The organism is Colwellia maritima (genome assembly GCF_022669015.1).
GTDB classification, from domain to species: Bacteria; Pseudomonadota; Gammaproteobacteria; order Enterobacterales; family Alteromonadaceae; genus Colwellia; species Colwellia maritima.
On sequence record NZ_JAKKSL010000002.1, the window covers coordinates 664,418 to 687,659 of the forward strand.

Annotated in this window: 23 protein-coding genes, 1 tRNA gene and 1 pseudogene; 18 read left to right on the forward strand and 7 right to left on the reverse strand. The window is 36.2% G+C overall.

The window, feature by feature from the left end; all coding sequences use genetic code 11:
* The first annotated feature begins 1 nt into the window (after nucleotide 1).
* From aroG to L3081_RS13300, 6 genes are all read left to right on the forward strand, one after another.
* On the forward strand, nucleotides 2-1,057 hold the full coding sequence (gene aroG / locus L3081_RS13275) for a 3-deoxy-7-phosphoheptulonate synthase AroG (protein ID WP_242287042.1): 1,056 nt from the start codon (nucleotides 2-4) through the stop codon (nucleotides 1,055-1,057).
* 112 nt (nucleotides 1,058-1,169) lie between these two features.
* Nucleotides 1,170-2,108: an AAA family ATPase gene (locus L3081_RS13280; protein ID WP_242287043.1), complete on the forward strand. Its 939-nt coding sequence runs from the start codon at nucleotides 1,170-1,172 to the stop codon at nucleotides 2,106-2,108.
* A 16-nt stretch (nucleotides 2,109-2,124) separates the two neighbouring features.
* Complete coding sequence (locus tag L3081_RS13285) at nucleotides 2,125-3,264, forward strand: DUF58 domain-containing protein (protein WP_242286630.1); 1,140 nt, start codon at nucleotides 2,125-2,127, stop codon at nucleotides 3,262-3,264.
* A gap of 3 nt (nucleotides 3,265-3,267) precedes the next feature.
* Nucleotides 3,268-4,677, forward strand: coding sequence for a transglutaminase TgpA family protein (locus L3081_RS13290; RefSeq protein ID WP_242286631.1), 1,410 nt, complete (start codon nucleotides 3,268-3,270; stop codon nucleotides 4,675-4,677).
* Complete coding sequence (locus L3081_RS13295) at nucleotides 4,628-5,404, forward strand: DUF4129 domain-containing protein (protein WP_242286632.1); 777 nt, start codon at nucleotides 4,628-4,630, stop codon at nucleotides 5,402-5,404. Before L3081_RS13290 ends, L3081_RS13295 begins: the two co-directional genes overlap by 50 nt.
* 198 nt (nucleotides 5,405-5,602) lie before the next feature.
* A tRNA-Ser gene (locus L3081_RS13300) sits at nucleotides 5,603-5,693 on the forward strand.
* A 735-nt stretch (nucleotides 5,694-6,428) separates the two neighbouring features.
* Here L3081_RS13300 and L3081_RS13305 read toward each other — a convergent pair.
* Nucleotides 6,429-7,410 (reverse strand): annotated as a pseudogene (locus L3081_RS13305) (transposase).
* Between the two features lie 387 nt (nucleotides 7,411-7,797).
* On the opposite strand from L3081_RS13305, the gene L3081_RS13310 reads away from it, so the two are divergent.
* The 9 genes from L3081_RS13310 to L3081_RS13345 all read left to right on the forward strand — a co-directional run bounded on the left by L3081_RS13310 (nucleotide 7,798) and on the right by L3081_RS13345 (nucleotide 15,061).
* Complete coding sequence (locus L3081_RS13310; protein WP_242286633.1) at nucleotides 7,798-8,400, forward strand: PepSY domain-containing protein; 603 nt, start codon at nucleotides 7,798-7,800, stop codon at nucleotides 8,398-8,400.
* A 124-nt stretch (nucleotides 8,401-8,524) separates the two neighbouring features.
* A complete protein-coding gene (locus L3081_RS13315; RefSeq protein WP_242286634.1) occupies nucleotides 8,525-8,992 on the forward strand; it encodes a hypothetical protein in 468 nt (155 codons plus the stop codon).
* Nucleotides 8,993-9,145: 153 nt separating this feature from the next.
* Nucleotides 9,146-9,526 carry a SpoIIAA family protein gene (locus L3081_RS13320; RefSeq protein ID WP_242286635.1) on the forward strand — a complete coding sequence of 127 codons (381 nt, stop codon included), beginning with the start codon at nucleotides 9,146-9,148 and terminating at the stop codon, nucleotides 9,524-9,526.
* A gap of 30 nt (nucleotides 9,527-9,556) precedes the next feature.
* On the forward strand, nucleotides 9,557-10,228 hold the full coding sequence (locus tag L3081_RS26965; protein ID WP_274620530.1) for an APC family permease: 672 nt from the start codon (nucleotides 9,557-9,559) through the stop codon (nucleotides 10,226-10,228).
* Nucleotides 10,192-10,809: an amino acid permease gene (locus L3081_RS26970; RefSeq protein ID WP_274620531.1), complete on the forward strand. Its 618-nt coding sequence runs from the start codon at nucleotides 10,192-10,194 to the stop codon at nucleotides 10,807-10,809. The genes L3081_RS26965 and L3081_RS26970 overlap by 37 nt, the downstream gene beginning before the upstream one ends.
* A gap of 184 nt (nucleotides 10,810-10,993) precedes the next feature.
* Nucleotides 10,994-12,268: a YHYH protein gene (locus L3081_RS13330; protein WP_242286636.1), complete on the forward strand. Its 1,275-nt coding sequence runs from the start codon at nucleotides 10,994-10,996 to the stop codon at nucleotides 12,266-12,268.
* A gap of 108 nt (nucleotides 12,269-12,376) precedes the next feature.
* Nucleotides 12,377-12,904 carry a hypothetical protein gene (locus tag L3081_RS13335; protein ID WP_242286637.1) on the forward strand — a complete coding sequence of 176 codons (528 nt, stop codon included), beginning with the start codon at nucleotides 12,377-12,379 and terminating at the stop codon, nucleotides 12,902-12,904.
* 103 nt (nucleotides 12,905-13,007) lie between these two features.
* Nucleotides 13,008-14,621 carry a B12-binding domain-containing radical SAM protein gene (locus L3081_RS13340; RefSeq protein ID WP_242286638.1) on the forward strand — a complete coding sequence of 538 codons (1,614 nt, stop codon included), beginning with the start codon at nucleotides 13,008-13,010 and terminating at the stop codon, nucleotides 14,619-14,621.
* Between the two features lie 11 nt (nucleotides 14,622-14,632).
* Nucleotides 14,633-15,061 (forward strand): hypothetical protein, encoded by a 429-nt coding sequence (locus tag L3081_RS13345; RefSeq protein ID WP_242286639.1) that lies wholly within the window; start codon nucleotides 14,633-14,635, stop codon nucleotides 15,059-15,061.
* A 178-nt stretch (nucleotides 15,062-15,239) separates the two neighbouring features.
* Here L3081_RS13345 and L3081_RS13350 read toward each other — a convergent pair whose 3' ends face one another.
* Both L3081_RS13350 and L3081_RS13355 read right to left on the reverse strand, forming a co-directional pair.
* Entirely contained in the window at nucleotides 15,240-15,764 is a 525-nt protein-coding gene (locus tag L3081_RS13350; RefSeq protein ID WP_242286640.1) for a DUF6942 family protein, read from the reverse strand.
* Nucleotides 15,765-15,924: 160 nt separating this feature from the next.
* Nucleotides 15,925-16,611: a glutathione S-transferase N-terminal domain-containing protein gene (locus tag L3081_RS13355; RefSeq protein WP_242286641.1), complete on the reverse strand. Its 687-nt coding sequence runs from the start codon at nucleotides 16,609-16,611 to the stop codon at nucleotides 15,925-15,927.
* Nucleotides 16,612-16,828: 217 nt separating this feature from the next.
* On the opposite strand from L3081_RS13355, the gene L3081_RS13360 reads away from it, so the two are divergent.
* A complete protein-coding gene (locus tag L3081_RS13360; RefSeq protein ID WP_242286642.1) occupies nucleotides 16,829-17,413 on the forward strand; it encodes a TetR/AcrR family transcriptional regulator in 585 nt (194 codons plus the stop codon).
* A gap of 41 nt (nucleotides 17,414-17,454) precedes the next feature.
* Here L3081_RS13360 and L3081_RS29095 read toward each other — a convergent pair whose 3' ends face one another.
* The 4 genes from L3081_RS29095 to malQ all read right to left on the reverse strand — a co-directional run bounded on the left by L3081_RS29095 (nucleotide 17,455) and on the right by malQ (nucleotide 20,359).
* Nucleotides 17,455-17,568: a universal stress protein gene (locus tag L3081_RS29095; protein ID WP_420839742.1), complete on the reverse strand. Its 114-nt coding sequence runs from the start codon at nucleotides 17,566-17,568 to the stop codon at nucleotides 17,455-17,457.
* Nucleotides 17,569-17,603: 35 nt separating this feature from the next.
* On the reverse strand, nucleotides 17,604-17,939 hold the full coding sequence (locus L3081_RS13365) for a universal stress protein (protein WP_242286643.1): 336 nt from the start codon (nucleotides 17,937-17,939) through the stop codon (nucleotides 17,604-17,606).
* A gap of 229 nt (nucleotides 17,940-18,168) precedes the next feature.
* The gene (locus L3081_RS13370) at nucleotides 18,169-18,699 is read right to left on the reverse strand and encodes a 4-alpha-glucanotransferase (protein WP_242286644.1); all 531 of its coding nucleotides are present in this window, start codon (nucleotides 18,697-18,699) and stop codon (nucleotides 18,169-18,171) included.
* Nucleotides 18,686-20,359, reverse strand: coding sequence for a 4-alpha-glucanotransferase (gene malQ, locus L3081_RS13375; protein WP_242286645.1), 1,674 nt, complete (start codon nucleotides 20,357-20,359; stop codon nucleotides 18,686-18,688). The genes L3081_RS13370 and malQ overlap by 14 nt, the downstream gene beginning before the upstream one ends.
* Before the next feature lie 250 nt (nucleotides 20,360-20,609).
* Between malQ and L3081_RS13380 the strand changes: the two genes are divergently transcribed.
* Entirely contained in the window at nucleotides 20,610-20,906 is a 297-nt protein-coding gene (locus tag L3081_RS13380; protein WP_242286646.1) for an isoamylase early set domain-containing protein, read from the forward strand.
* 170 nt (nucleotides 20,907-21,076) lie between these two features.
* The gene (gene glgX, locus L3081_RS13385) at nucleotides 21,077-23,167 is read left to right on the forward strand and encodes a glycogen debranching protein GlgX (protein ID WP_242286647.1); all 2,091 of its coding nucleotides are present in this window, start codon (nucleotides 21,077-21,079) and stop codon (nucleotides 23,165-23,167) included.
* Nucleotides 23,168-23,242: the final 75 nt, after the last annotated feature.

Genomic DNA, 23,242 nt, shown 5'->3' on the forward strand with positions numbered 1-23,242 from the left:
AATTATGTATCAAACTGACGATGTGCGCATCAATAAAATCAAAGACTTATTACCTCCTATCGCATTACTGGAACGATTTCGGCTGTCAGAGCAAGCCATTAAGTCGGTCGTTTCTGGACGAGCTGCCATTCACAACATATTTAACGATAAAGATGATCGCTTATTAGTTGTGATTGGGCCATGTTCTATTCATGATCCTGAAGCGGCACTTGACTATGCTCAGCGATTAGTTGAACTACGTAATAAATATAAAGATAGTTTAGAAATTGTTATGCGCGTTTATTTTGAAAAACCAAGGACAACCGTTGGTTGGAAAGGTTTAATCAATGACCCGTTTATGGACAATAGCTTTAAATTAAATGACGGTTTACGCATCGGCCGACAACTACTACTTAAAATTAATGAACTTGGTTTGCCAACGGCAGGTGAATTTTTAGATATGATCACCCCACAATACATGGCTGATTTTATGTGTTGGGGCGCAATCGGTGCACGTACAACAGAATCGCAAGTTCATCGTGAATTAGCTTCTGGCCTTTCTTGTCCTGTTGGTTTTAAAAATGGTACTGACGGAACAATTAAAATAGCAATTGACGCCATTGGTTCAGCGGCAGCTTCTCATCACTTTTTATCAGTAACAAAGTTTGGTCATGCTGCCATAGTTGAAACAACGGGTAATAGTGATTGTCATATTATTTTACGTGGTGGAAGAACCACAAACTTTGATGCACAAAGTGTTAGAGATGTTACTCAAGAGCTAGAAAAAAGCGGTTTAAATACTAAAATCATGATTGATTTCAGTCATGCTAATTCAAGCAAGAAATTTGAAAACCAAATGTTAGTATCAACAGATGTTAGCAAACAAATAAGCCAAGGTAATGAAAATATCTTTGGTGTTATGGTAGAAAGCCACATAGTTGAAGGAAATCAAAAACTTGTTAACGGTAAAGCAGAAGTTTATGGTCAAAGTATTACGGATGCTTGTATTGGTTGGGATGATACAGAAACTTTATTAGCCCAATTAAGTGATGCCGTAATAGCCAGAAGAAACGTTTAACAACCTTTCAGCTCTGTTTTAAGCTATTAAAAAATTATAAATCGTGTTACAAAGTCTACTGAAATTAATTATTTAAGTAGACTTTTTTATCTCTGAATTGACGCCTGAGATGATGCAAAAAACTATTAACGCTATTTTAGAAAAAATAGAATCTGTTGTATTAGGTAAACCCCAAGAATGTCGTTTAGCACTTACTTGTATACTTGCTGAAGGGCACTTACTCATTGAAGACTTACCTGGTATGGGTAAAACTACATTAGCGCATACTTTGGCAGAAACTTTAAACTTAAGCTATCAACGCACACAATTTACCAGTGACTTACTTCCTGCTGATATTGTCGGTATTTCAATTTTTAATACAACTAACCATGCTTTTGAATTACACAAAGGTCCTATTTTTAATCAAGTTGTTTTAGCGGACGAAGTGAATCGTGCCGGCCCTAAAACACAAAGTGCATTGCTTGAAGCAATGGAAGAGCACCAAGTGAGTATCGATGGCACAACGTATCAACTACCCACACCTTTTTTTGTCATTGCTACACAAAATCCATTGTTTCATGCAGGTACTTATCCGCTACCTGAATCTCAATTAGACCGTTTTATGATCCGAATTTCATTAGGGTTTCCAGATGTAGACGCAGAAAAAAACATTCTACTTTCTACTTCTGGACTTAAAAATAAAGTAAAGGTTAATGATGATAAGCTCACCAATGTAGATGATTTACTTGCAATGCAAACGGCAGTTCAGCAAGTACATGCATCTGAAGTGATTATTGAGTATATCATTGCACTTTGCCATGTTAGCCGTAACGAAAACACAATAGCTTGTAATCCTTTATCACCACGGGCGGGTAAAGCACTTTTGTCTGCTGCTAAAGCTTGGGCATTTATAGATAACCGAGATTATTTATTACCTGATGACATTAAAGCTGTTTTTCATAGTGTATGTGAGCATCGTCTGGTTTTAAATACCCATGAGCAAGGGTCAGAAATAAGCATTAGCGAACAAATTTTACAATTAGTTAATGTATTAAACCCACTTAATCGTTAAACACTGAGTTATTGTAATGAGCATACTTAACTCATTTTTTGGCCCTATTGTTAATCCAATAACACAAACAATTAAAGGCTTTATTAGTAAACGTGTTGATCGATGGCTTAGTAAACGCGTGCCGGGTAATTTTGAACATAAATTGTCTAGTCGTAATATTTTTATTATGCCTACACGCTTTGGCTTTGCTTATTTGTTTTTCGATGTTTTGTTATTTTTACTGGGCACAAATTACCAAAATAACACAATATTATTATTAAGTTATTTACTGGCGAGTTTGTTTATCACTGTGATGATGCACAGTTTTTATAATTTTTCGCAGTTAACTTTTTCATCAACAGCAACCCAATATACTTTTGCTAATCAACAAGCATTTTTCCTCATCCATATTAAAGCGAATAAGCGACATTTTGATCTTAACTTTCTTTTTGCAGCTCAACGACAGTATTCAAATGCAACACTAGCACCTAATGAAAAGGGTGATAAAAAAATGCGCGAAAAAATGTTAACTCAAAAAGCAATATCAATAACCGTTGAGCAATGTGAGGTTGGGGAATGCCAAGTGGCATTACCTTATTTAGCCACGAAACGCGGTATAATAAATTTAGGTAGAGTTAAGGTATATAGCGAATACTCGTTAGGTCTTTTTATTTCTTGGGCAATGTTAGATTTTTCTCATCAACTTGTCGTGTTTCCTCAACCAAAAAAATTAATGAATAGTCAAAACTATTTGTCAGGCCTGGAGGGTGACGACAAACAAAACCAAAGCAATGTTAATAATGCGTCATCAGGAACCGATGATTTCACTGAACTAAAAAACTATATAACAGGAGAGTCGCAAGCACGCGTTGCATGGAAACAGCTTGCACGTGGTCAAGGTAAACTCAGTAAACATTATGAAAATGAAGAAGGCAGCTTACGTTGGTTAAAATTAAGCGACATGCCAAGTTTAGAGATAGAAACTAAACTAAGTTATTTATGCTATTTAATTGTTGAGTATAGTAAAAGTGAACAGGACTTTGGTATGTTATTAGACGTTAATTCGTCTGGTGTGGCCAATAATACCGCAATAAAAATAATGCCCGGATCTGGTTACCAACATCAGCAAAACTGTTTAATTGCTTTAGCTAAATTTAACCCTACAGGTGCTAATTAAATAATGATGTTGATTAAAACAGTAAATGACAAAAAGCATCAGCAAATGTTTAAGTTAACACACCATAATACCTGGTTATTATGGTGTTGCCAGTTAATCAATATAGGCTTCCTAGTTGATGAAATTAGTAGTTGGATGTTAGCCATTTTAGCCTTGTGTTTAGGTTGGCAAGCGCTTTTCAATATTAGAAAAATTAGTAAAAGCAAAAATATTACAAAGACTAACCAAACAACTAAAATCAAGACTGAAACCAAAATCAACCTATCATCTATTGTGTTAACGCTCTTTGCATTAAGCGGTTGTATGGCAATTGCTGTTACAGCCGGCAGTCTTGGCATATTAATCAGTATGATACACCTACTGACATTTGCTTACGTGCTAAAATCGTTTGAAATACAACAAAGAAAAGACTTTTATCAAGTTTGTTTACTTGGCATATTTTTATTGGCATCAGCATTGATTTTCAAACAGAACTTATTGTTTTCTGTTTTTGTTGTGCTAGGTTTAATCGTGAACTTAATGGTTTTATTGCAAGTCTTCTCACCTCATAAATCATTAATGGCAACAGCCAAAACGATTTCAATTTTACTATTACAAAGCTCACTACTCGCGATTGTTTTGTTTGTGGTATTTCCTCGTTTAACACCATTTTGGCAAGTTCCTAATGCACAATCTGCGCAAACAGGCCTTAGCGATGAAGTGCAACCGGGGGATATTGCAAAGCTTGCCTTATCAGGTGATTTAGCTTTTAGAGTCGACTTTAATGGCGCAGATATTCCTCAATACGATAAGCTTTATTGGCGTGCAATGACTTTAGAGCAATACGATGGTAGAAAATGGTCACGCGTTACAAAAAATATCAATAATCAACCTACGTCATCACAAATACCTTTCATACCTGATACTTCCGGAAAAGGTATAAATTACAACGTGATAGTAGAGCCTAGCCATCAAGTTTGGTTGTTCGGGTTAACCGTTGCTACTAGTGAAGATTCATCTTTACGTTTTATGGACGATTATACGGTTCAAAGCCGAAATGTGTTAAGCCAAACGCGTCATTATCAATTAACAAGTTACTTACAAGCACCTGTAGACTTAATCATTAGTAAATCAAAAAAACAGCGTAATTTAGCCATTGTTCAAGGAAGTAACCCGAGATTAGAACAATTAGGTAATGAACTAAAACAACAATATGCGAATCCTGTAGACAGATCGAATGCGGTACTAAAATTATTTAGAGAACAAGCATATTTTTACACGTTAAAACCACCACTTCTAATTAACAATAGCTTAGACCAATTTTTCTTTGACACAAAAGCCGGATTTTGCGTTTATTACGCAAGCGCTTATACTTACCTAATGCGTGCTGCTTGGTATTCCTTCAAGAATTGTTACGGGCTACTTAGGTGGTGAATATAATAATGCCAGTAGCTCACAAAATACAAATAGTGAAAATACCCAACAGGGCGGTCATTTAAGTATTTATCAATATGACGCTCATGCGTGGTCAGAAATTTGGTTAGAAGACATTGGGCGGCAAAGAGTTGACCCTACCGCTGCGGTTGACCCTCAACGGGTAGAAAGTGGTTGGTCTACAGAGTTATTATCACAACAATCAGCGTTAAGTAGTGATTTATTCGGACTCTATAAATTTAGAAAAACAGCCTGGTTAAATACAATTCGTTTGCAATTTGATGCGCTTGATTATCAATGGACTCGTTGGGTATTGGGCTATTCTAACGAGCAACAATATGATCTACTAAAACGATTGTTTGGTGGCAACATACAATGGAAAGCAACCGCTATAGTGGTTGCAACACTTATTGCCATAATGACGATATTCACCTTGTTTTATCGTTTTGATATAAATGCCTTTAAACGCAAAAAATTACCTTTGTGGTTAAATTTATACCAACAAGCATTGGCACAACTTGCTAAAAAAGGCACAAAAAAAACTACTGATATGTCTCCGTCAGACTTTGCGCAGGTAGTTGCACAGCAACACCCAGAAATAGCAACACAATTTAGAGAATTCAGTACAACCTTTGAAATACTCATGTTTAAAAATTTAAATAGCAAACAACAAGTAATGTATTTAACACGTCTTAAACAACAATTTAATAGGTTAAAACCTAATTAAACGACCTTTTTAGGTAGAAACGCCACGTTAAAGCATAGGACAATACGTTGGGTAAAGTGGCAATATCGCTAACAATAAGGGTAATTTACTTAAATTGTCATTTTTATTATGGTTTTGTTAATTAATCCTTTACAAATAAGTTGTTAGTATTTAATATTCGCACCGTCTTTTGGCAAGCGATTGTTGCATTAGATAATTGGTGAGATGGCTGAGTGGTCGAAAGCACCGGTCTTGAAAACCGGCAAGGGTTTGTAGCCCTTCTAGAGTTCAAATCTCTATCTCACCGCCACATTTTATAGATAAGCCTCTGTTTTTACAGGGGCTTTTTTATGTCTACAGGTTTCTGAACCGTCAAGAAGACCGTCAAATACTCGCGTTACAATAAAAAACTACCTCAAAAGGCTAATCAGGCCACCCATGATTAGGGCTAATCAGGCAAAGGCTAATCAGGCCACCCATGATTAGGGCTAATCAGGCCACCCATGATAAATCTTTGCTTTTCACGGCTAGGCTAATTAGGCTAGGCTAATTAGGCAGGCTAGGGCTAATCAGGCCACCCATGATAAATCTTTGCTTTTCACGGCTAGGCTAATTAGGGCTAATCAGGCCACCCACGATAAATCAGGTTGTTTTCTTATGATGGCTAATCAGGCCACCCAAGATAAATCTAAGTATCAACAGCACGTTAATTATATTTTTTTATTAAAAAATTCATATCATGTGGGTAATTAGGCCACCCACGATAAATCAGGTTGTTTTCTTATTAATAGGGCTAATCAGGCCACCCATGATAAATCTTTGCTTTTCACGGCTAGGCTAATTAGGCAGGCTAATTAGGCCACCCACGATAAATCAGGTTGTTTTCTTATTAAAATAATCCACGTAATGACTAGGTAAATGGCTCGGAGATCGTTTTTCTTAGCTCTAACGTCACTTTTTCTGAATTTTAGGTGAGTGTGTGCCGTAACATTGTCAAAATGCTATCTAGGCTAAGGTTTTATTGTTTTGTCGCTAAGTGACGTGGTTAAGCACTATTCAAACAAGCTTGGGCATTGGCTATGCCATGTGTTCGCTTTAAGCCTACATGTTCACTAAATTCACTTAAGTGCTCAGCTGTTCCGACAGCGCCCGTGAAAATACATTCAAATTGTGTGGTGAGTTTTAACCAACTTTCATCACTGATGTGTAGCCTGGCTAAAATGTTAGACGCTTTTGGGTTAATCGCGCCACGTTTATCGTTTCGAATTATTTTCCCCGTTTCATCAACGAGGGTTAAATAGTCTTTCAAGCTGAAAGTAATTCCTTGTGTTTTGTGTTGATGTTCGTTGCCAGTAAAAGGGAGTAACTGCTTGGGTTGCTCACCGTTAATAGCTGCTTTAATACGTAACTGAATGCCGGTGAAACTTGATTGCTCGGGTGTAGGGGAGATAGCGGCACGTACTGGGTTTAAATCAACATAAGCCATACACGACAATAAGGCACCTTCATCAAGCAAGGCTTGAGATTTAAACCGTCCTTCCCAGAAATGGCCTGTGCATTTATCTTCTTGATTAGCTTGCCTTGCAATAGGCTCATTTAAGGAGCGCATAAACCAGCCTAATATCCATTAAACGCTCTTTGTATACTTTAGCGGTTTGTTCAACCATGGTGAGTTGATAGTCAGCCAGTGGTTGTTTATTTAGATATTGTCGTGTGAGGAGCGTGCCCTTAAAAAGTTGATGCCAACGTTGAAGAATATCTGCTGTGGTCCACTGTTTCATTTGCTCACAATCCACATGCAGCACTAAATGTAAGTGATTGTGCATGATAGCATGGGCACAAATATCAATAGCAAAAGATTGGGATAATTGAAACAGACGTTTTTCAATCCAACCGCGTCTGTGTTCAAAGCTGATGCCAGTTTCTTTATCGACCCCGCATAAAAAGGCTTTGCGTACAGTGCGGCTACAAATGTGGTAATAGGGGGTATTGAGTAAACTAATTTGTTGTGAGCGGGGTTTAGGCATCATAGTGTCCATACTTGATTGAGGTAAAGTAAGTGTAGTTTATGCGGGAAAGTTGCAAAAGTTATTATGGGTGGCCTGATTAAGTTTATTTGTTGTGAGCGGGGTTTAGGCATCATAGTTTCCGTACTTGATTGAGGTAAGGTAAGTGTAGTTTATGGGAAAGTTGCAAAAGTTATTATGGGTGGCCTGATTAAGTTAATATGGGTGGCCTGATTAAATGATTAAATGATTAAATGATGGGTGGCCTGATTAAGTTACAAAAGTTATTATGGGTGGCCTGATTAAATGCTAAGTTGCTTACCATATCTTCAGGACCAAGTTTTGAATATAGAGCATTATGAGGTGTATTAAAAATTATGGCGTCAGTAGGATACTAAGTTGTTATCAATGAGCAGTAGAAAAATTCATAGAAGGATTGGTTTAATATTAATATTGCCAATGCTTGGTTGGGCTCTTACAGGCATCGTATTTTTTATAAAACCTGGATACAGTGAGGCTTATGAACAATTAGTCTTAAAAACCTACCCTGTAGAAACACAATTAACGATAGTCCCTGAAAATAAATGGGAAAAAGTTACCTTAATTAAAACCATTTTAGGACATCATCTACTTGTAAGTACCGGCAATAAACTTGAACATTTAGACCCTACAACGTTTGAAGAAAAAAGCTTTCCATCTAGTTCACAATTTAAACGTCTTGTTGCTGATGCTATTTCAGGTAAAAATGAACGTTATGGCGATATAGTGTCTATTAATGATAATCATGTGCAAACAAGTACGGGTGTAGAAATAGAGCTTGATTGGCTAAATTTAAAATTAAGACAAAAAGGTGATGATACAAAACTAATAAATCTGCTATATAAAATTCATTATCTTCAGTGGACTCCTTTTAAAGGCGTGAATCAGCTCCTCGGTATTATAGGATTATTGTTACTTATAAGCTTAACCGTATTCGGTTTGACTCTGTATGTAAAAAATAGAGAGAAATAATCGCTGTTAAGTATTTATGACGAGTACAACAAAAATAGTTAGTTGGTGATAAAATTATTACCAACCATTACAAGTCACATATTGTGACGTTATCTAGACAAATTAATCAAAGTAAGGAACACTTTTGAAAACAATTACAAAATTACTACTATTACCTTTAACGTTTGTTGCCTCATCTCAAGTTTTAGCAAACAATAATTTTACTTTTGGTATAGGTGCCGGAAGTTTTTATAGTGGTGTTGGTGTTAATACGGGCGTTCAATCTAAAACTGATTTAAAATATTTATCAATTGGTTGTGTTAGTTATTCCTCTTTACACGGTGAAACTTGTGGCGTAGGTGTTGGTTGGGTAAAAACTGATATTTTTGATTTTCAAACACCAAAGCATGGCACAAGCGTTTATGTTGGTATTGTTGGAAGTGAATATGCCAATTTTGATCACGAAGCAATATATGGCGTAGGTTTAGGATATCATTATTTTTTACGTGGTATTGATAAGTCTGGCTTTAACTTCGGTTTGACGCTTACTGCCGGAGATGAAAACAAGGGAGTAGGAATGGGAGGTATGTTTCAGGTTGGCTATCAATTTTAAACATAAGATTAATCAAACACAAAACAGTTATATTTGCTCTTTAGTCATTATCAAAAGCAAAGTTAAAACAAAGTTAAAAGCGGTTCACTGTAGCGATATGTCCTTTAAGAGGTAACATTTAATTTTTTAAATTAAGAAATAGAGGTGTTAATGATGAAAACAAAAAAACATGGATTATCAATTGGTATTGAAAGAGTAGATAATGACCTTTTCCTTTCATTGAAAGCTATCGGTAAACTTAATCATCAAGACTATGAAATTATTACCCCAATGCTAGAATCAGCTTTAGCAGAGATTAAACAACCCAAAATAAAAGCGCTTATTGATGGAACCGAATTAGATGGTTGGGAGCCAAGAGCCGCATGGGATGATTTTAAAATTGGCTTAAAACACGGTAATGAATTTGAAAAAATTGCGATTTACGGCAATAAAAATTGGTTGAAATTAACTGCAAAAATCGGATCATGGTTCGTTTCTGGCGAAGTAGAGTATTTCGATAATTATGAAAGTGCATTAAGTCGGGTTAGAACATAGTAAACACATAACGGGTAAAGCATTATGCATATGTCAAAAAAACCAATAGGATTTTGGTCTGCTGTTTCCATGGGAATTGGCGCTATGGTTGGCGCAGGAATATTTGCGTTGTTAGGGGAGGCCAGTGCTATTTCTGGTAGTGCCGTGTATATCTCATTTATCATCGGTGGAATCATAGCTTTATTTAGCGGGTACTCATTAGGTAAATTAGGGGCTCGTTATCCTTCGTCAGGCGGAATAATTGAATACTTAACTCAATCTTATGGTGTTGGTTTTTTTACCGGCACAATGGGTATTATGCTTTATTTTTCTGCAATAGTGTCTCTAAGTCTTGTTGCAAAAGCCTTTGGAAATTATGCGGCAACTTTTTTACCTGCTAGTGCTGACGCTTCATCACTTTGGCATCATGTGTTTTCTAGTGGAATAATAATTCTGTTTGTATTGATAAACTTGAAAGGTGCTAAAGATGTTGCGGTTTGGGAAAGAGCAACCGTAGGTATTAAATTCATCGTCTTAACAGGATTATCTGCCGTAGGCATAATGTATTTAAATCCTTCTTTACTATCACCACAGTATTACCGTACCAGTAAAGATATCTTTTTCAGTCTTTCAATCACTTTTTTGTTTTTGAAGGCTTCAGAGTTATTACTAATACCGCAGAAGATATGCCTGATCCAGCAAACACGCTGCCAAAAGCAATGATGACAGCGATTTTACTGGTTATGGTACTTTATGTAGGCATTTCATTTGCTGTGTTTGGTAACTTACCCGTTGAAAAAGTTATCGCAGCAAAAGATTTTGCACTTGCCGAAGTAGCATTACCTATATTCGGTCAGGTTGGTTTTACGGTCGTGGCTATTACGGCATTAATTGCGACAGCGTCTTCCATAAACGCTAATTTATATGCTGTTACTAATGTAACTTATCAATTAGCAAAAGATGGTGAATTACCTGCGCAATTTGGGAAACCTATTGCACATAGCCGAGAAGGGTTAATCATAAGCGGTATTTTTATTATCTTCTTATCTTTGTTATTCAATTTATCTGAAATTGCAGCAATTGGCTCTATATCAATATTATTTGTGCATACTATTACTCATATTGGGCACCTTAAAATAATTTCTAAAACTGGCGCCTCCGTGGTGTTGGTTAGTATTGCTGCATTATTAAGTTTAATTGCCATGATACTTGCGCTTGTTTATGTAAGTAAGCAGTCTAATCATGTTATATATATTCTAGCCGGGTTTTATTTTAATCGCTGCAATGACCGAAATTTTACTTAAAAAAATCACCAAAAGAGAAATAACTCCTAGGATTGATTGATGCGTAAAGCGATTAAGCTAACAAACATACTCAGAAAATACTGTTAAAGTAAAATTCCTTATTTTATGCACATTGCTTGCACATTCATATACTATTATTAATAGTATATTATTAATAGTGTTGACCCTTTGGAGGGTATGGATAATGAAACAAAATATTGTAGGCAATACGTTAGTCAGTTTTTTGGTAGCTTGTACACTTAGCGCTTGCGGTGGTAGCAGCAGTAACAGTAGTTCTGATGACTCAGATGACAATGATATTACTGTAACTAATACAACGCCCATCGCCAATGTTGGTGATGATCAAGCGATATTTGTGGGCAGTACTGTTACATTATCGGGTGATCAAAGTAGTGATGCCGATGGCGATACCCTTGGTTATTCGTGGAGTTTATCTACCTTACCCAATGGCAGCGTTGCTATATTGTCTAGCGATACTGACGTTGCACCTTCATTTGTAGCAGACGTTGTAGGCACTTATGTTATTTCTCTTATCGTTAATGATGCCGAAGTAAACAGTGAATCCGACAGTGTTGAAATTGTTGTGTCAGCGGTGGTTAATGGTTCTACCGCCAGTGTTTTATGTGATTATAGTTACGACGCATACAATGATTCTGATTCAGTACAATTAAATAGCACGGTAACGTGGAGCTGTACAGATGAAGAACGTGAACTAGCAGCTAACGGTGTACCTGATCACGCCGTAGGTACATTTCCTAATAATAACAACCCTAATACGATAACAGAACAAGATGTTGCTGATAGCTTTACATTAGAGCCACTTGAAACGCAAACGGCAACCACACTGGGAGGACCGGCCGGTACTACAGGCTACGTTCTTAACGGTGTGAAAATTGATGCGAATACAGCGGGTAGCTGTGACGATACAGGTGATAATTGTAGTTTAATTGGCAATACTGGTAATTGGCATATCGAAGCATTAGGTCATAATAGTTTTGATTTTGGCACTGATGATAACAATGCGCATGTGCAACCCGGAGGTGTTTATCATTATCATGGTATGCCTGAAGGTTTTGTGACTAAACAAGGTGGTAGTGAAACTAAAATGACAATTATTGGTTGGGCTGCTGATGGATTCCCTATTTATGCACGTTATGGCTACACTATTGCTAGCGATGCAAGTTCAGAATTAAAAGCCATGACAGGTAGTTACCAATTAAAAACTGATGTACCAACTTCTCGTCCGTCAACAGACACCTACAGCCTGGGTACTTTTGGTGAAGACTGGGAATATGTTGCTGACTCAGGTGATCTAGATGAATGTAATGGCCGATACGGTGTTACCCCAGAATTTCCTCAGGGCATTTATCATTATTTTGCCACCGACACCTATCCCTATTTTCAACGTTGTGTAAAAGGTGAGGTCGAAGCTACAGCAGGCGGCATGCCACCACCGTAGTCCTAAGTATTGCTTAACTTAATCCATTAAACTTAATCCATGAAATTTAGTGCAGAATATTAAGTGCTTTATATTTACAACCTTCAACGTACACTAAAGAATTACCCTATGAAACATATTAAAAACAACTTGATTTCGACCGCTATTTTTATCACTAGTATTTTTCTATCGCAAGCTTTATCAGCGCATGTGATGGTGGCACAGCACGGCACATTAAATGTGCTTGAAAAGGGGGCATTTATGGTGCTTTCGTTACCTATTTCAGCGTTTGAAGGAATTGATGACGATAATGACGGAAAACTTTCAAACACTGAATTTAATCGCCACCGTAATGCTATTGCCAAGGTTATTCATAACAAGATTGTGTTAAAAGATGAGCAGGGCGTACGTGTGTTAGAAGATATGATGCTTTCACCCGTTGTTTCTCACGACTCACCTAATGCACCTGTGTCACAACTTGTTGTTATGGGACGTTATAGTTTAACTAATTTACTTAGCCCACTAGAATATACAGTAGAAATATTCGGTACGTCCCCTACAGAAAACTCATTAGATATTGTTGCTACTCGTAAAAGCGATCACAAAAAACAGCGGGTAAAACTCACCCCTAAAAACCCAAGTGTTTCTATATTTTGATTAAAATAGGGTAAGAGTCTTTTACCAGAAAATAAGATTGCTGAATAACCTCAGCAATCACAGTATAATACTACGATGAGTATTAAAAGTAGTTAAAATCCCGATGGCAGAGCAAAAGTATCCTCCTGAACTAACCGTTACGCAGCTCCCCATAGCGGAAGGTAATTCACGTCAGTCTGAAAAAGCACTAAAACCAAAAGCAGAGTCACCTAAAATTGTACTTGCGACACTTAACGCAAGATACTTTCATACCAGTTTTGGTTTACGTTATCTTTACGCCAATTTAAAAGAATTACAGCATTTTTGTGAAATTCAAGAATTTATAATCCAAACCCGTGCTATTGATATCGTTGAACAAATATTAGCATCAGAGCCTGATATTGTTGGTTTTGGTGTTTATATCTGGAATATTGTTGAAACAACTGATGTGGTGAGTTTACTAAAAGTTATTGCACCTGAAATTAAGATCATATTGGGCGGACCTGAAGTTAGCTATGAAACGGAGCAACAAGCGATCGTTGCCAGTGCAGATTATGTATTAACAGGGCCTGCAGATTTAAGCTTTTATCAACTGTGTAAAGACATAATAAATAATACACCACCCGACAAAAAAGTACTTAAATCACAACCGGTTGGGCTAGAAGAAATAGCCTTACCTTATCAATATTATACTGATGAAGATTTAAAGCACCGTTTGCTTTATGTTGAAGCATCTCGTGGATGTCCCTTTAAATGTGAATTTTGTTTGTCATCTTTAGACAAAGCTTCTACGCCTTTTGATCTCACCTTATTTCTTGAACAAATGGAGATCCTCTATCAACGTGGTGCACGAAATTTCAAATTTATTGATAGAACGTTCAATTTAAACATCACTACCACCATGCAAATAATGCAGTTTTTCTTAGACCGAATGACTGACGATCTCTACCTTCATTTTGAAGTAGTGCCTGACCACCTCCCAAGAAAGTTAAAAGCGTTACTAACACAGTTTCCAACGGGTAGTTTACAATTTGAAATCGGCATTCAAACGTTTAATACTGAAGTACAAGCTAATATTAGCCGTAAGCAAAATAATGCTAAGTCTAAAGATAACTTAATTTGGCTAAGAGATAATACCTCGGCACATATTCATGCAGATCTCATTTTTGGTTTACCTGGGGAAACTTTTGATACTTTTAAAGACAGTTTTAACCAACTTTATCATTGCCGACCACATGAAATTCAAATGGGAATATTAAAGCGGTTAAAAGGAAGTCCGATCATTCGGCATACTGAAACGTTCGATCTGCGGTTTAATCCACTGCCACCATTTAATATATTAAGTACAGACCGAGTTAGCTTTGCTACCATGCAACGCATTAATCGCTTTGCGCGATATTGGGACATGATTGGTAATTCTGGTCGCTTTAAATACTCATTGCCCCACGTATTGTCTGATAAACCTTTTGATGATTTTATGGCAATTACCGAGTGGATTTTCAATAAAACTGGGCAAATTCATAAAATTAGTTTGAAAAAATTGTTTGAACTGATATCACAAGCAGTAGAGGCGTTATTTGCTGAAAAGCATCCTCTGGTTATCGAAAAATTAGCACTAGACTATGATGCAGCAAAACTCAAAAGTCTTTTTAGTAGCCTAAAACTTTATGCCGCACCACAAGTAGAGCAAGTAGTTAAAAATAAATCATTACAACGACAACAACGTCACATGAGTTAATAGGAAAATTAATGAAAAAAACAGTACAGGGAACTTTGTTATTATCTACCTTATTACTAGGATCACAAGTTAATGCCAATAAATATGATGCTTCAGCTGAAAAGCATTGGAGTATAGGGGCGGGATCATACGCTTTTACGTTAGCAAATGATGACGATTCTAATGATTCGCTAGATTTTGGTGGTTATAATTTAGTCGGTTATGCGGTTAATAATCACTTTCAAATTAGAGCGACATACTTTTCACTCGAAAATGATGATTATAATACTATCGACAGTAAGGGTTACGAGTTAATGGCCTACGGCGGTGTAGGTTTTTCAAAGCCTGGATTTAGAGGATATGGTGGCGGTTTCATTTCTGATACATGGAGTGGAAGATATGAAAGCGATTCAAACTCAGGCTTTCAATTAGGAGGGGGTTGGGTTACAACTGGGGATTAGTCGCTTTAGATTTTGTTTTAACATTACGCCAAGCAGACGAATATGAAGAATATGTCTATAAATCCGGAACTTATATTGCCATGTCTGGCAATCTATCTGTTTCTTATTTATTTTAATCATAGTTAGTTATCAAACGCTAAAGTGAGCTTTAGCGTTGTATTTTCTTCGAGTACGTTTTTTATTTGAGAGAGGCAAGTAAACCGACGAGTTTTTCAATTTTAATATTTGATAATTGTCGGTAATCAAAATAGGGGCAGACGATAAGATTATTCTGCTTATCAATAGCAAATTCGCTATCTAGCCATGTTAAATCTACCGATAACTGTTTGGTTGCTATTAGGTGATTAGCGTATGTTTTTCCGCAAATAATATGTAGAGAATCTTTATTTGTTAAGGGCTGAGGAGCAGAAAACAACAACGCTGTGCGTGAGTTTGTTTGCAGTAGAAAACTTTCTCGATACGTTTGCCAAGTAGCTTCGTTTGATGAATAATTAAAATAGCTTGTATCAAGGGCATAAAGTAATTTTGCATACACATTAAATACTTTGCGCCAACCATTGCCACAGTCTGTATTAATAGCACTTATTTCATGTGAAGACAGTGGCATTATATTTGTTAATTGCTGATATTCAGGCATATTAGGCTTGTTTGCTATATATACCGCGATAGAAAAATTTTCACAGCCTAACCCAATATTGTTCAATTGATATTACCCACGTTGAAAGGTGATTTTAAGGTATTAGCTGTATTGTAAAGCTTAATAATGGGAAGTAAACCCTGTTTTACAGGTTGTTAATAACGTTAAAAAACAGGGTGGTTTCATTATTTCAATTAATAGTATGGCTTAATTTTTGATTAAGTGTTTATTGAATTGAATCTGGAATAGCCATACGGTAATCATTCAATACACGTTGGTACCAAGTGTATACAGGATCATCTTCATTTAAGAAGGTTTTATTGCTTGAATTAGCGATCCATAAAAAAGTACCAAGCAAACATATATCACGATAGTCAGCGGTATCACCACCTAAATAATCTTGCGTTGTTAATATCTCTCTGACATCGGCTAATTCATCTTGTAACCCTTGAATATGTTTTTCGGGGGTTGCGCCAAACACTTCTAAACTAGCGCCAAGTCGTTCTTCTCTTGTTTTGCGAAAATAGTCCTTATCTTGTTCAGCAAGTAAATGATAAAGATCTAAAATAAGAATACCGGGAATATGTTTAGACAATTCAGTTGATACCCATTGATTAAACAATTCAGCTTTTGCTCTGGTATCGTCGTCGGCAAATAAACGAGGCGAGTCATGGTATTTAGCCTCTAAATACTCAGCGATAGTCCATGAATCATTGATGATCTTTTTACCATCGGTAATTACGGGTAATAAAGGTTGTTTAGACATGGCGAACTTTTCTTTTTCAGTAAACCAAACAGGCTCTGTTTTATGGGGAAGCTGTTTATGTACTAAGGCGAGTTTAGTTTTCCAACAATGTGGAGAAAAGAATTGATTACGATCTGAACCTGATAATTCATAAAGAGTAATGGTCATGCTATTTCCTTAAAATGGCTTTTTTTAAGATGGTTTGTCTTAAAATGGGTTATATGTGAAGTAAAAGATTTCAGTCTTATTATTTCAATAACTATTTAATGAAATAATTATTGTAAAATTAATCTTTGACAAGTATGTCAAAAATGACAGCAATGTCAACAATAAGGTATGATACGTGTTATATGAAAACCTATTCATGTAATTAAGTAGAGAAATAATGGTTGGTATACGTAAATTTGATGAAGAGAAAGTATTAGATATAGCGATAGCCGTATTTTCAAGTAAAGGCTTTAATGCCACTACAATGCAAGATCTTGCAAAAGAAACAGGTGTGCAACGCGGCAGTTTATACAATGCTTATCAGAATAAGAACGTGCTTTTTCTAAAGGTTTTTAGTCATTACACCGATAAATTTTTGATATTTATTGAAGGCGAATTACAACACCCAGATGCTAAAAAGGCCTTTACTCAATTATTTAAAACAATAGAAAATCGTTTATGCGGTGATCAAGAAAAAAGAGGATGTTTTAGTACTCGTGCAATTATGGAGGCTGCACAACAATGTCCTGATATTCATTTATCCCTAGCCCGTTTTCTTGAAGGCCTAGAAGTTATTATGAAAAAACGTTTAGAGCAAGCAATTAAAGATCAGCAATTTATAGGTGATGCGCAATCAACTGCCCGATATCTAGTTGCTTTAACCAGAGGCATTGCGGTAATTGAACGGGTATATCATGACAACGCTAGAATGACAGAAATCTATCAAACAGCGTTAGCATTTATGCCTTTTAGAAAAGTTTAATGTATGAAAAAACCTAACTTATTAATATTTTTATAAAAATTCTAGTCGCTTTTAAGTGGTACAAGTAACACAGGTTTAGTTGAACGATTGACCACTTTGTCGGCTACAGAACCAATAAATAAATTGTTTAATAAGCTATGAGCGTGACTTCCCATAACAATCAAATCAACATCTCTTTCTTCTGCTATTTTTATAATAGTAGTGGTGGAGAACCTTCAATAATATCGGCCACAGGTTTACCGCCAGGAAATTCTGCACCCTCTAATTCTTCTAAACAAAATTTATCAATACGTTCTTTAACTTTTATGTGTAAATCATCAATTGAGCGCTGATATATCTCTTCTATCGTGCCTTCCGCAATATAAGAATTAATTATCGAAGCTGAATTAGGATTGATGGGTTCAATTACATACAAAAAATGAATTTTTGCATTCATTTGTTTCGCTAAACTCACCGCCATACGGAAAGCAGGTCTGGTGTGTTTACCAAGATCTGTTGCATATAAAATTGTATTGATTTCTGTCATGATCGTCTCGTTAGTTATTTCGTTAATTATTGATTCAGGTATATGTTAAGAATACAAAGTACACAAAAAACTTATTTGATTCATATCAATGATAATACCAGTTTCATTAATTAAGTGATCTATTTTTAATGTAGAAATGATCACATCTTAGCTGAGATTGGTATAACCTTTACCATTGAACTTTTTAATGAAAATCACTATTCATTTGCTTGGTGTAATGGTAAGGATTTTAATTTGGTCTTGCTTGCCTCATAGCGATAACTAATTGGTCAACCGAGTCTGTATTGAAAAAGTTCTCCAATGAAACGGGTAATTTTTGTAGCCAGTTAGGGTGTTCATCAATTGTGCCTGGAATATTCACTTGTTCTACAGATTCAATCGCATCTTCAAGGGGGATCAGTTGAATATAACTGGGTGCCTCGGCTAAATATTTTTGCACCGCAATCGTTAATTCCGTTGTCATTTCTGGTGGATTTTGTGCAGGTGCTTTATTTATATCGAGCACTTGCATGTCATTTAACGCGTCAATAAGCATTGCTCTTTCGCTAGCTCGGCCATTGCGTTCATGTTCACCTGCCTCTGCACTTGGATAAAGATTAAGTAATTCACGCCATTGTAAATCACGTCCTTGCCACCAACCCGTTAATGTAGCGGTGTCATGGGTTGAAATAGTGACTACTGATTGTTCTGGATATAAATCGGGACGCTTAAATAACCCTGATTCCCAACGTTCAAAAAACATAACTTTAAAAGATAACAAACCAAAGATTATGCATTATTTCACTGAAGCCATCAGGTACGTTCCCTAGATCTTCACCAATTACAATACATTGATTTCGTTGTGATTCTAGCGCAATAATTCTCAGTATTTCATCAAATGGAAACCTTATATATATACCTTCGTTGGCGGGCATGTTTGGGGCAATCCAATACTGACGCATTAAACCTAAAATATGATCAATGCGAAGTGCACCGGCATATTGCATATTGCTTCGTAGGGCATGTACTAAAGGTTGATATCCTTTCGCTTTTAACGTGACAGGGCTCATAGGGGTTAAGCCCCAATTTTGTCCTAATGCATTCATACCATCGGGTGGCGCTCCGATAGCGGCACCGGCGACATATAACTCTTGATCTGACCAAACATCAACACCTGAACCATCACAGCCAACAGCTAAATCTAAATACAAGCCAATTTTCATTTGTTTAGCTTTGGCAGCTTTTTTAACTGCTGTTAATTGATGATGGGCTATCCATTGTATAAAACAGAAATACTCAATACGTTCTTGATGAGTCTTTTGAAACTCAACAACCTCTGCGCTGTTTACCCTCTGATAGGCTTCAGGCCATGAAGTCCGGCCATAGGCATGTTCGTTAATGTTTCTAAAATACTCATACAGCGCATCAAAGGTAGCAAATTGCTGTAAGTTTTCACCCTGATCTTGCTTAAATTGTGAATAAGCCTGATGTTGTTTTAAATTACTGGTTGTTTTATTGGCAATGAAATCATTAAAGATTAATCCTAACACCTCAAATTTTAAAGCGGCAACGGCTACATAATCCACCTGTTCAGATGCTTTTGCTTTTAATAGTTTTTGTTGAAAATCAGCACTATTCACTCGGTTTTGAACCTGCAGACATGATGAAAACTGTGCTACAGCAGTCACGTCTATATAAAGTGGATTTAAAAAGCATCGACTTGACGGAGAATAAGGGCTTCTATGTCTTGCCGGATTGTTTTGATAAAGCGGATGTAATGGGTTTATGCCAATAGTTGCAGCACCTTGTTCAGCTGACTGCTCAACCAAGGTATGCAAATCACTAAAATCACCAATGCCCCAATTGTTTTCACTTTTCAATGAATATAACTGTGCTGTAAAACCCCATACCTTTTTATCACTGGCTTGTTTTGGACTATAACAGCATTGAGGGGCATAAATTAATGTACAGTGTTGTGTTATTTCGCCTAAAGTTACCGCCAGTTGGTGGTATAAAACTTGTAGTGCAGGTAAGGGTAGTTGATACAAAGAATAGTGTTTGTCATTGAGTTGTTTATTATCAAGCAAATGCAATTCGTTGACTAAAATACAACCTGTAATTTGTTCATCAAATTCTGTAATTATTTTCCAGTTAACTGTCGTATTGCTGTCAGTTAAAACAAGCGAGTCAGGAATGCTTAACTTAATGAAATGTTGTTTTTCTTCAAGCTTGGCTATATGTGTTGTAGGCAGCATTGTTTGCCATTGAGCATTTTCTAATTTTTCTATTGATGCAATAAGTGACTCATCATCTAATGAGTACCCCATAGCCGATAACAAGGCTCGTCTTGCTTGGTCTTTAACAAAGACTTGTTCACCAAATGTGCCTGTGTAACTCGAACAAAATCCGACTAATTCGGCTAGTCTTTCAACTAAATGCATTTATAATCCTTTTTGGTTATGAAATAAAATTACATTTAATGTAGTTTAAACAACAATTAGGTTAAAATATCATCGTTTTTTGTTTTGATAATAACGAAAAATATTATATAGCTTATAAAATGTTATTTTGCTACAAAAGGTATTTGATAGATAATGCTCATTAATAACGCCACTCAATAAGTAGTTTATACTAGTTTTGAGGTTTATTTACTATTCATTTTACACCAATAACAAATTACTGGAGAAAATAATGTTAACTAAAAAGTTTTTTAAAACCAAAGATGAAGCGGAAGTTACTTTTGAATTTACTCGTAGTGATGTTTCATCGGTTGCCTTGTTTGCAGATTTTAATGATTGGCAAGCTATCGAAATGAAGTTCAATAAAAAATCGAAAAGTTTTAAAACTAAAGTGCGACTACCCAAGGATGGTACTTTTCATTTTAAGTATTTGTTGAATAATACTGAATGGGAAAATGATTATAAGGCGGATCAGTATCAACCTAATGCGTTCGGTACTGAGAATAGTGTGGTGACTACCGTAAATTAAAATTAAAATTAAATTTTTATTAATTTATGTATTTTTTGATAAAATAATGCTTAACTAGTTTTAGGTTATACATTTACCAAATTTTTATGTAGTTAATGTTGGATTTAAAAAAACAAGTTTCCTGTATTTAATTTAGTTTTATACTGGTTATAAGTTGAAACGGGACATTTATGGAAATGTATAAGATGGAACCGGGTAGTGCTTATCCTATAGGCACTACTGTAGACGGTTCTGGTGTGAATTTTTCATTATTTTCAGCTAATGCTGAAAAAGTAGAATTGTGTATTTTTGATGATCTAGGTCAGCAAGAATTAATGCGCTTCACCCTGCCTTTATGTGAACATAATCTGTGGCATGGATACCTTAAAGGTGCAAAAGTAGGCCTTGTTTATGGTTACCGTGTATACGGACCTTATCGACCAGAATTCGGTCATCGTTTTAATCATCATAAATTGTTATTAGATCCTTATGCTAAAGCATTAACGGGTCGTTTTTCTTGGTCGGACCGTCATTTCGCTTATATAGTTGGTGATCCCAAAAAAGATTTATCTTTTGATGAAAGAGATAATGCCGATGTGATGTTTAAAGCGGTTGTTGTCGATCCCTCGGCTTCGGGAATACCAAGGAAGCCCATAGCTTGGCAAAATACTGTCATTTATGAAGGGCATGTTAAAGGTTTAACCGCAATTAATGACAAAATACCTAGCGAATTAAGGGGGTCATTTTTAGGAATAAGTCATCCCGCGATGATAGCGCATTATCGGGCTATTGGTATTACTACAATTGAATTACTACCCGTTCAGCAGTTTATTTCAGAACAATTCCTAACAGATAAAAATTTGTCTAATTATTGGGGATATAACTCATTAGGTTTTTTTGTTCCCCATAAAGATTATCTAAATCAGCATCAAATCATTGAATTTCAACAAATGGTAGACCAATTACATCAAGCCGGATTTGAAGTCATTATTGATGTTGTCTACAACCATACGTGCGAAGGCAACTGGCTTGGTCCAACGTTAAGTTTTCGTGGTATAGACAATAAATCGTATTATCGATTAAATCCTACCGAGCCTCGCTATTATATTAATGATACAGGATGCGGTAATACCCTTAATATTAGTCATCCTCGTGTTTTGCAAATGGTTATGGATAGTTTGCGATATTGGGTAAATATTATGGGTGTTGATGGCTTTAGATTTGATTTGGCGACGATTTTAGCGCGCGAAGTAACAGGGTTTGACCCAAGTAATGGCTTCTTAGATGCTATTTTACAAGATCCAGTGCTAGCAACGGTTAAGGTAATTGCTGAACCTTGGGATATTGGTCCTGGTGGCTATCAATTAGGTGCTTTTCAAAGACCTTGGTCTGAATGGAATGACCAATACCGTGATGCTATTAAACGGTATTGGCGTGGTGATAAAGGTATGTTACCTGAATTTGCACGACGAATTCATGGATCTAGTGATATTTTTGAACACAGTGGTCGCCAACCTTATGCGAGTATTAATTTTCTTTGTAGTCATGATGGCAATACCTTACGTGATTTAGTAAGTTACCAAAAGCGACATAACGAGGCCAATGGTGAAAATAACCGTGATGGACATTCCGAAAATTTTTCAAACAATTATGGCGTTGAAGGTGAAACTACTGACACTACAATTTTAGCAATACGTCTAAGGCAAATTAAAAATATGTTGACCACCTTGATGTTTTCTCAAGGGGTTCCTATGTTGCTTGCGGGTGATGAATTAGGACGTACACAACAGGGAAATAATAATTCATATTGTCAAGACAATGAAATCAATTGGCTTAATTGGCAAGATAATTCAGCGTTTAGTGAAGAGCTTATACCGTTTGTTGCCAGTTTAAGCCAATTAAGATCACGTTTTCCCATGTTAGCTTATCGTCGTTTTATCCATAAAGATGAGAAAGATTCTCAAGTAGGCATAACTTGGCTTCATCATTCTGGACTTCCTATGCTCAAAGATCACTGGCATGCGCATCATGAAGCAACGCTAGGCTATATGATACATGAAAAACCAGAAAATTCTCCTGTGCTTTTATGTTTATACCATGCAGGAAAAGAGCCTATAGAATTTCAGTTACCAGAGATTGAAAATGTGACTCATTGGCAAGTTGTAATAGATACCAATGCTAGCGCTATTCAAACAGAAAAACGCCATTTAGCCGCCGAGCGGAAGTTAACTATGGTGCCTTTTTCAACTATAGTTTTATTACATGAACTCAATGATTGCTAAACATGAATGTAAATATTTACAGCAGTCATTATAAATAGGAGTTACTAACTCGTGAACAAAAAAAATACGCTATGT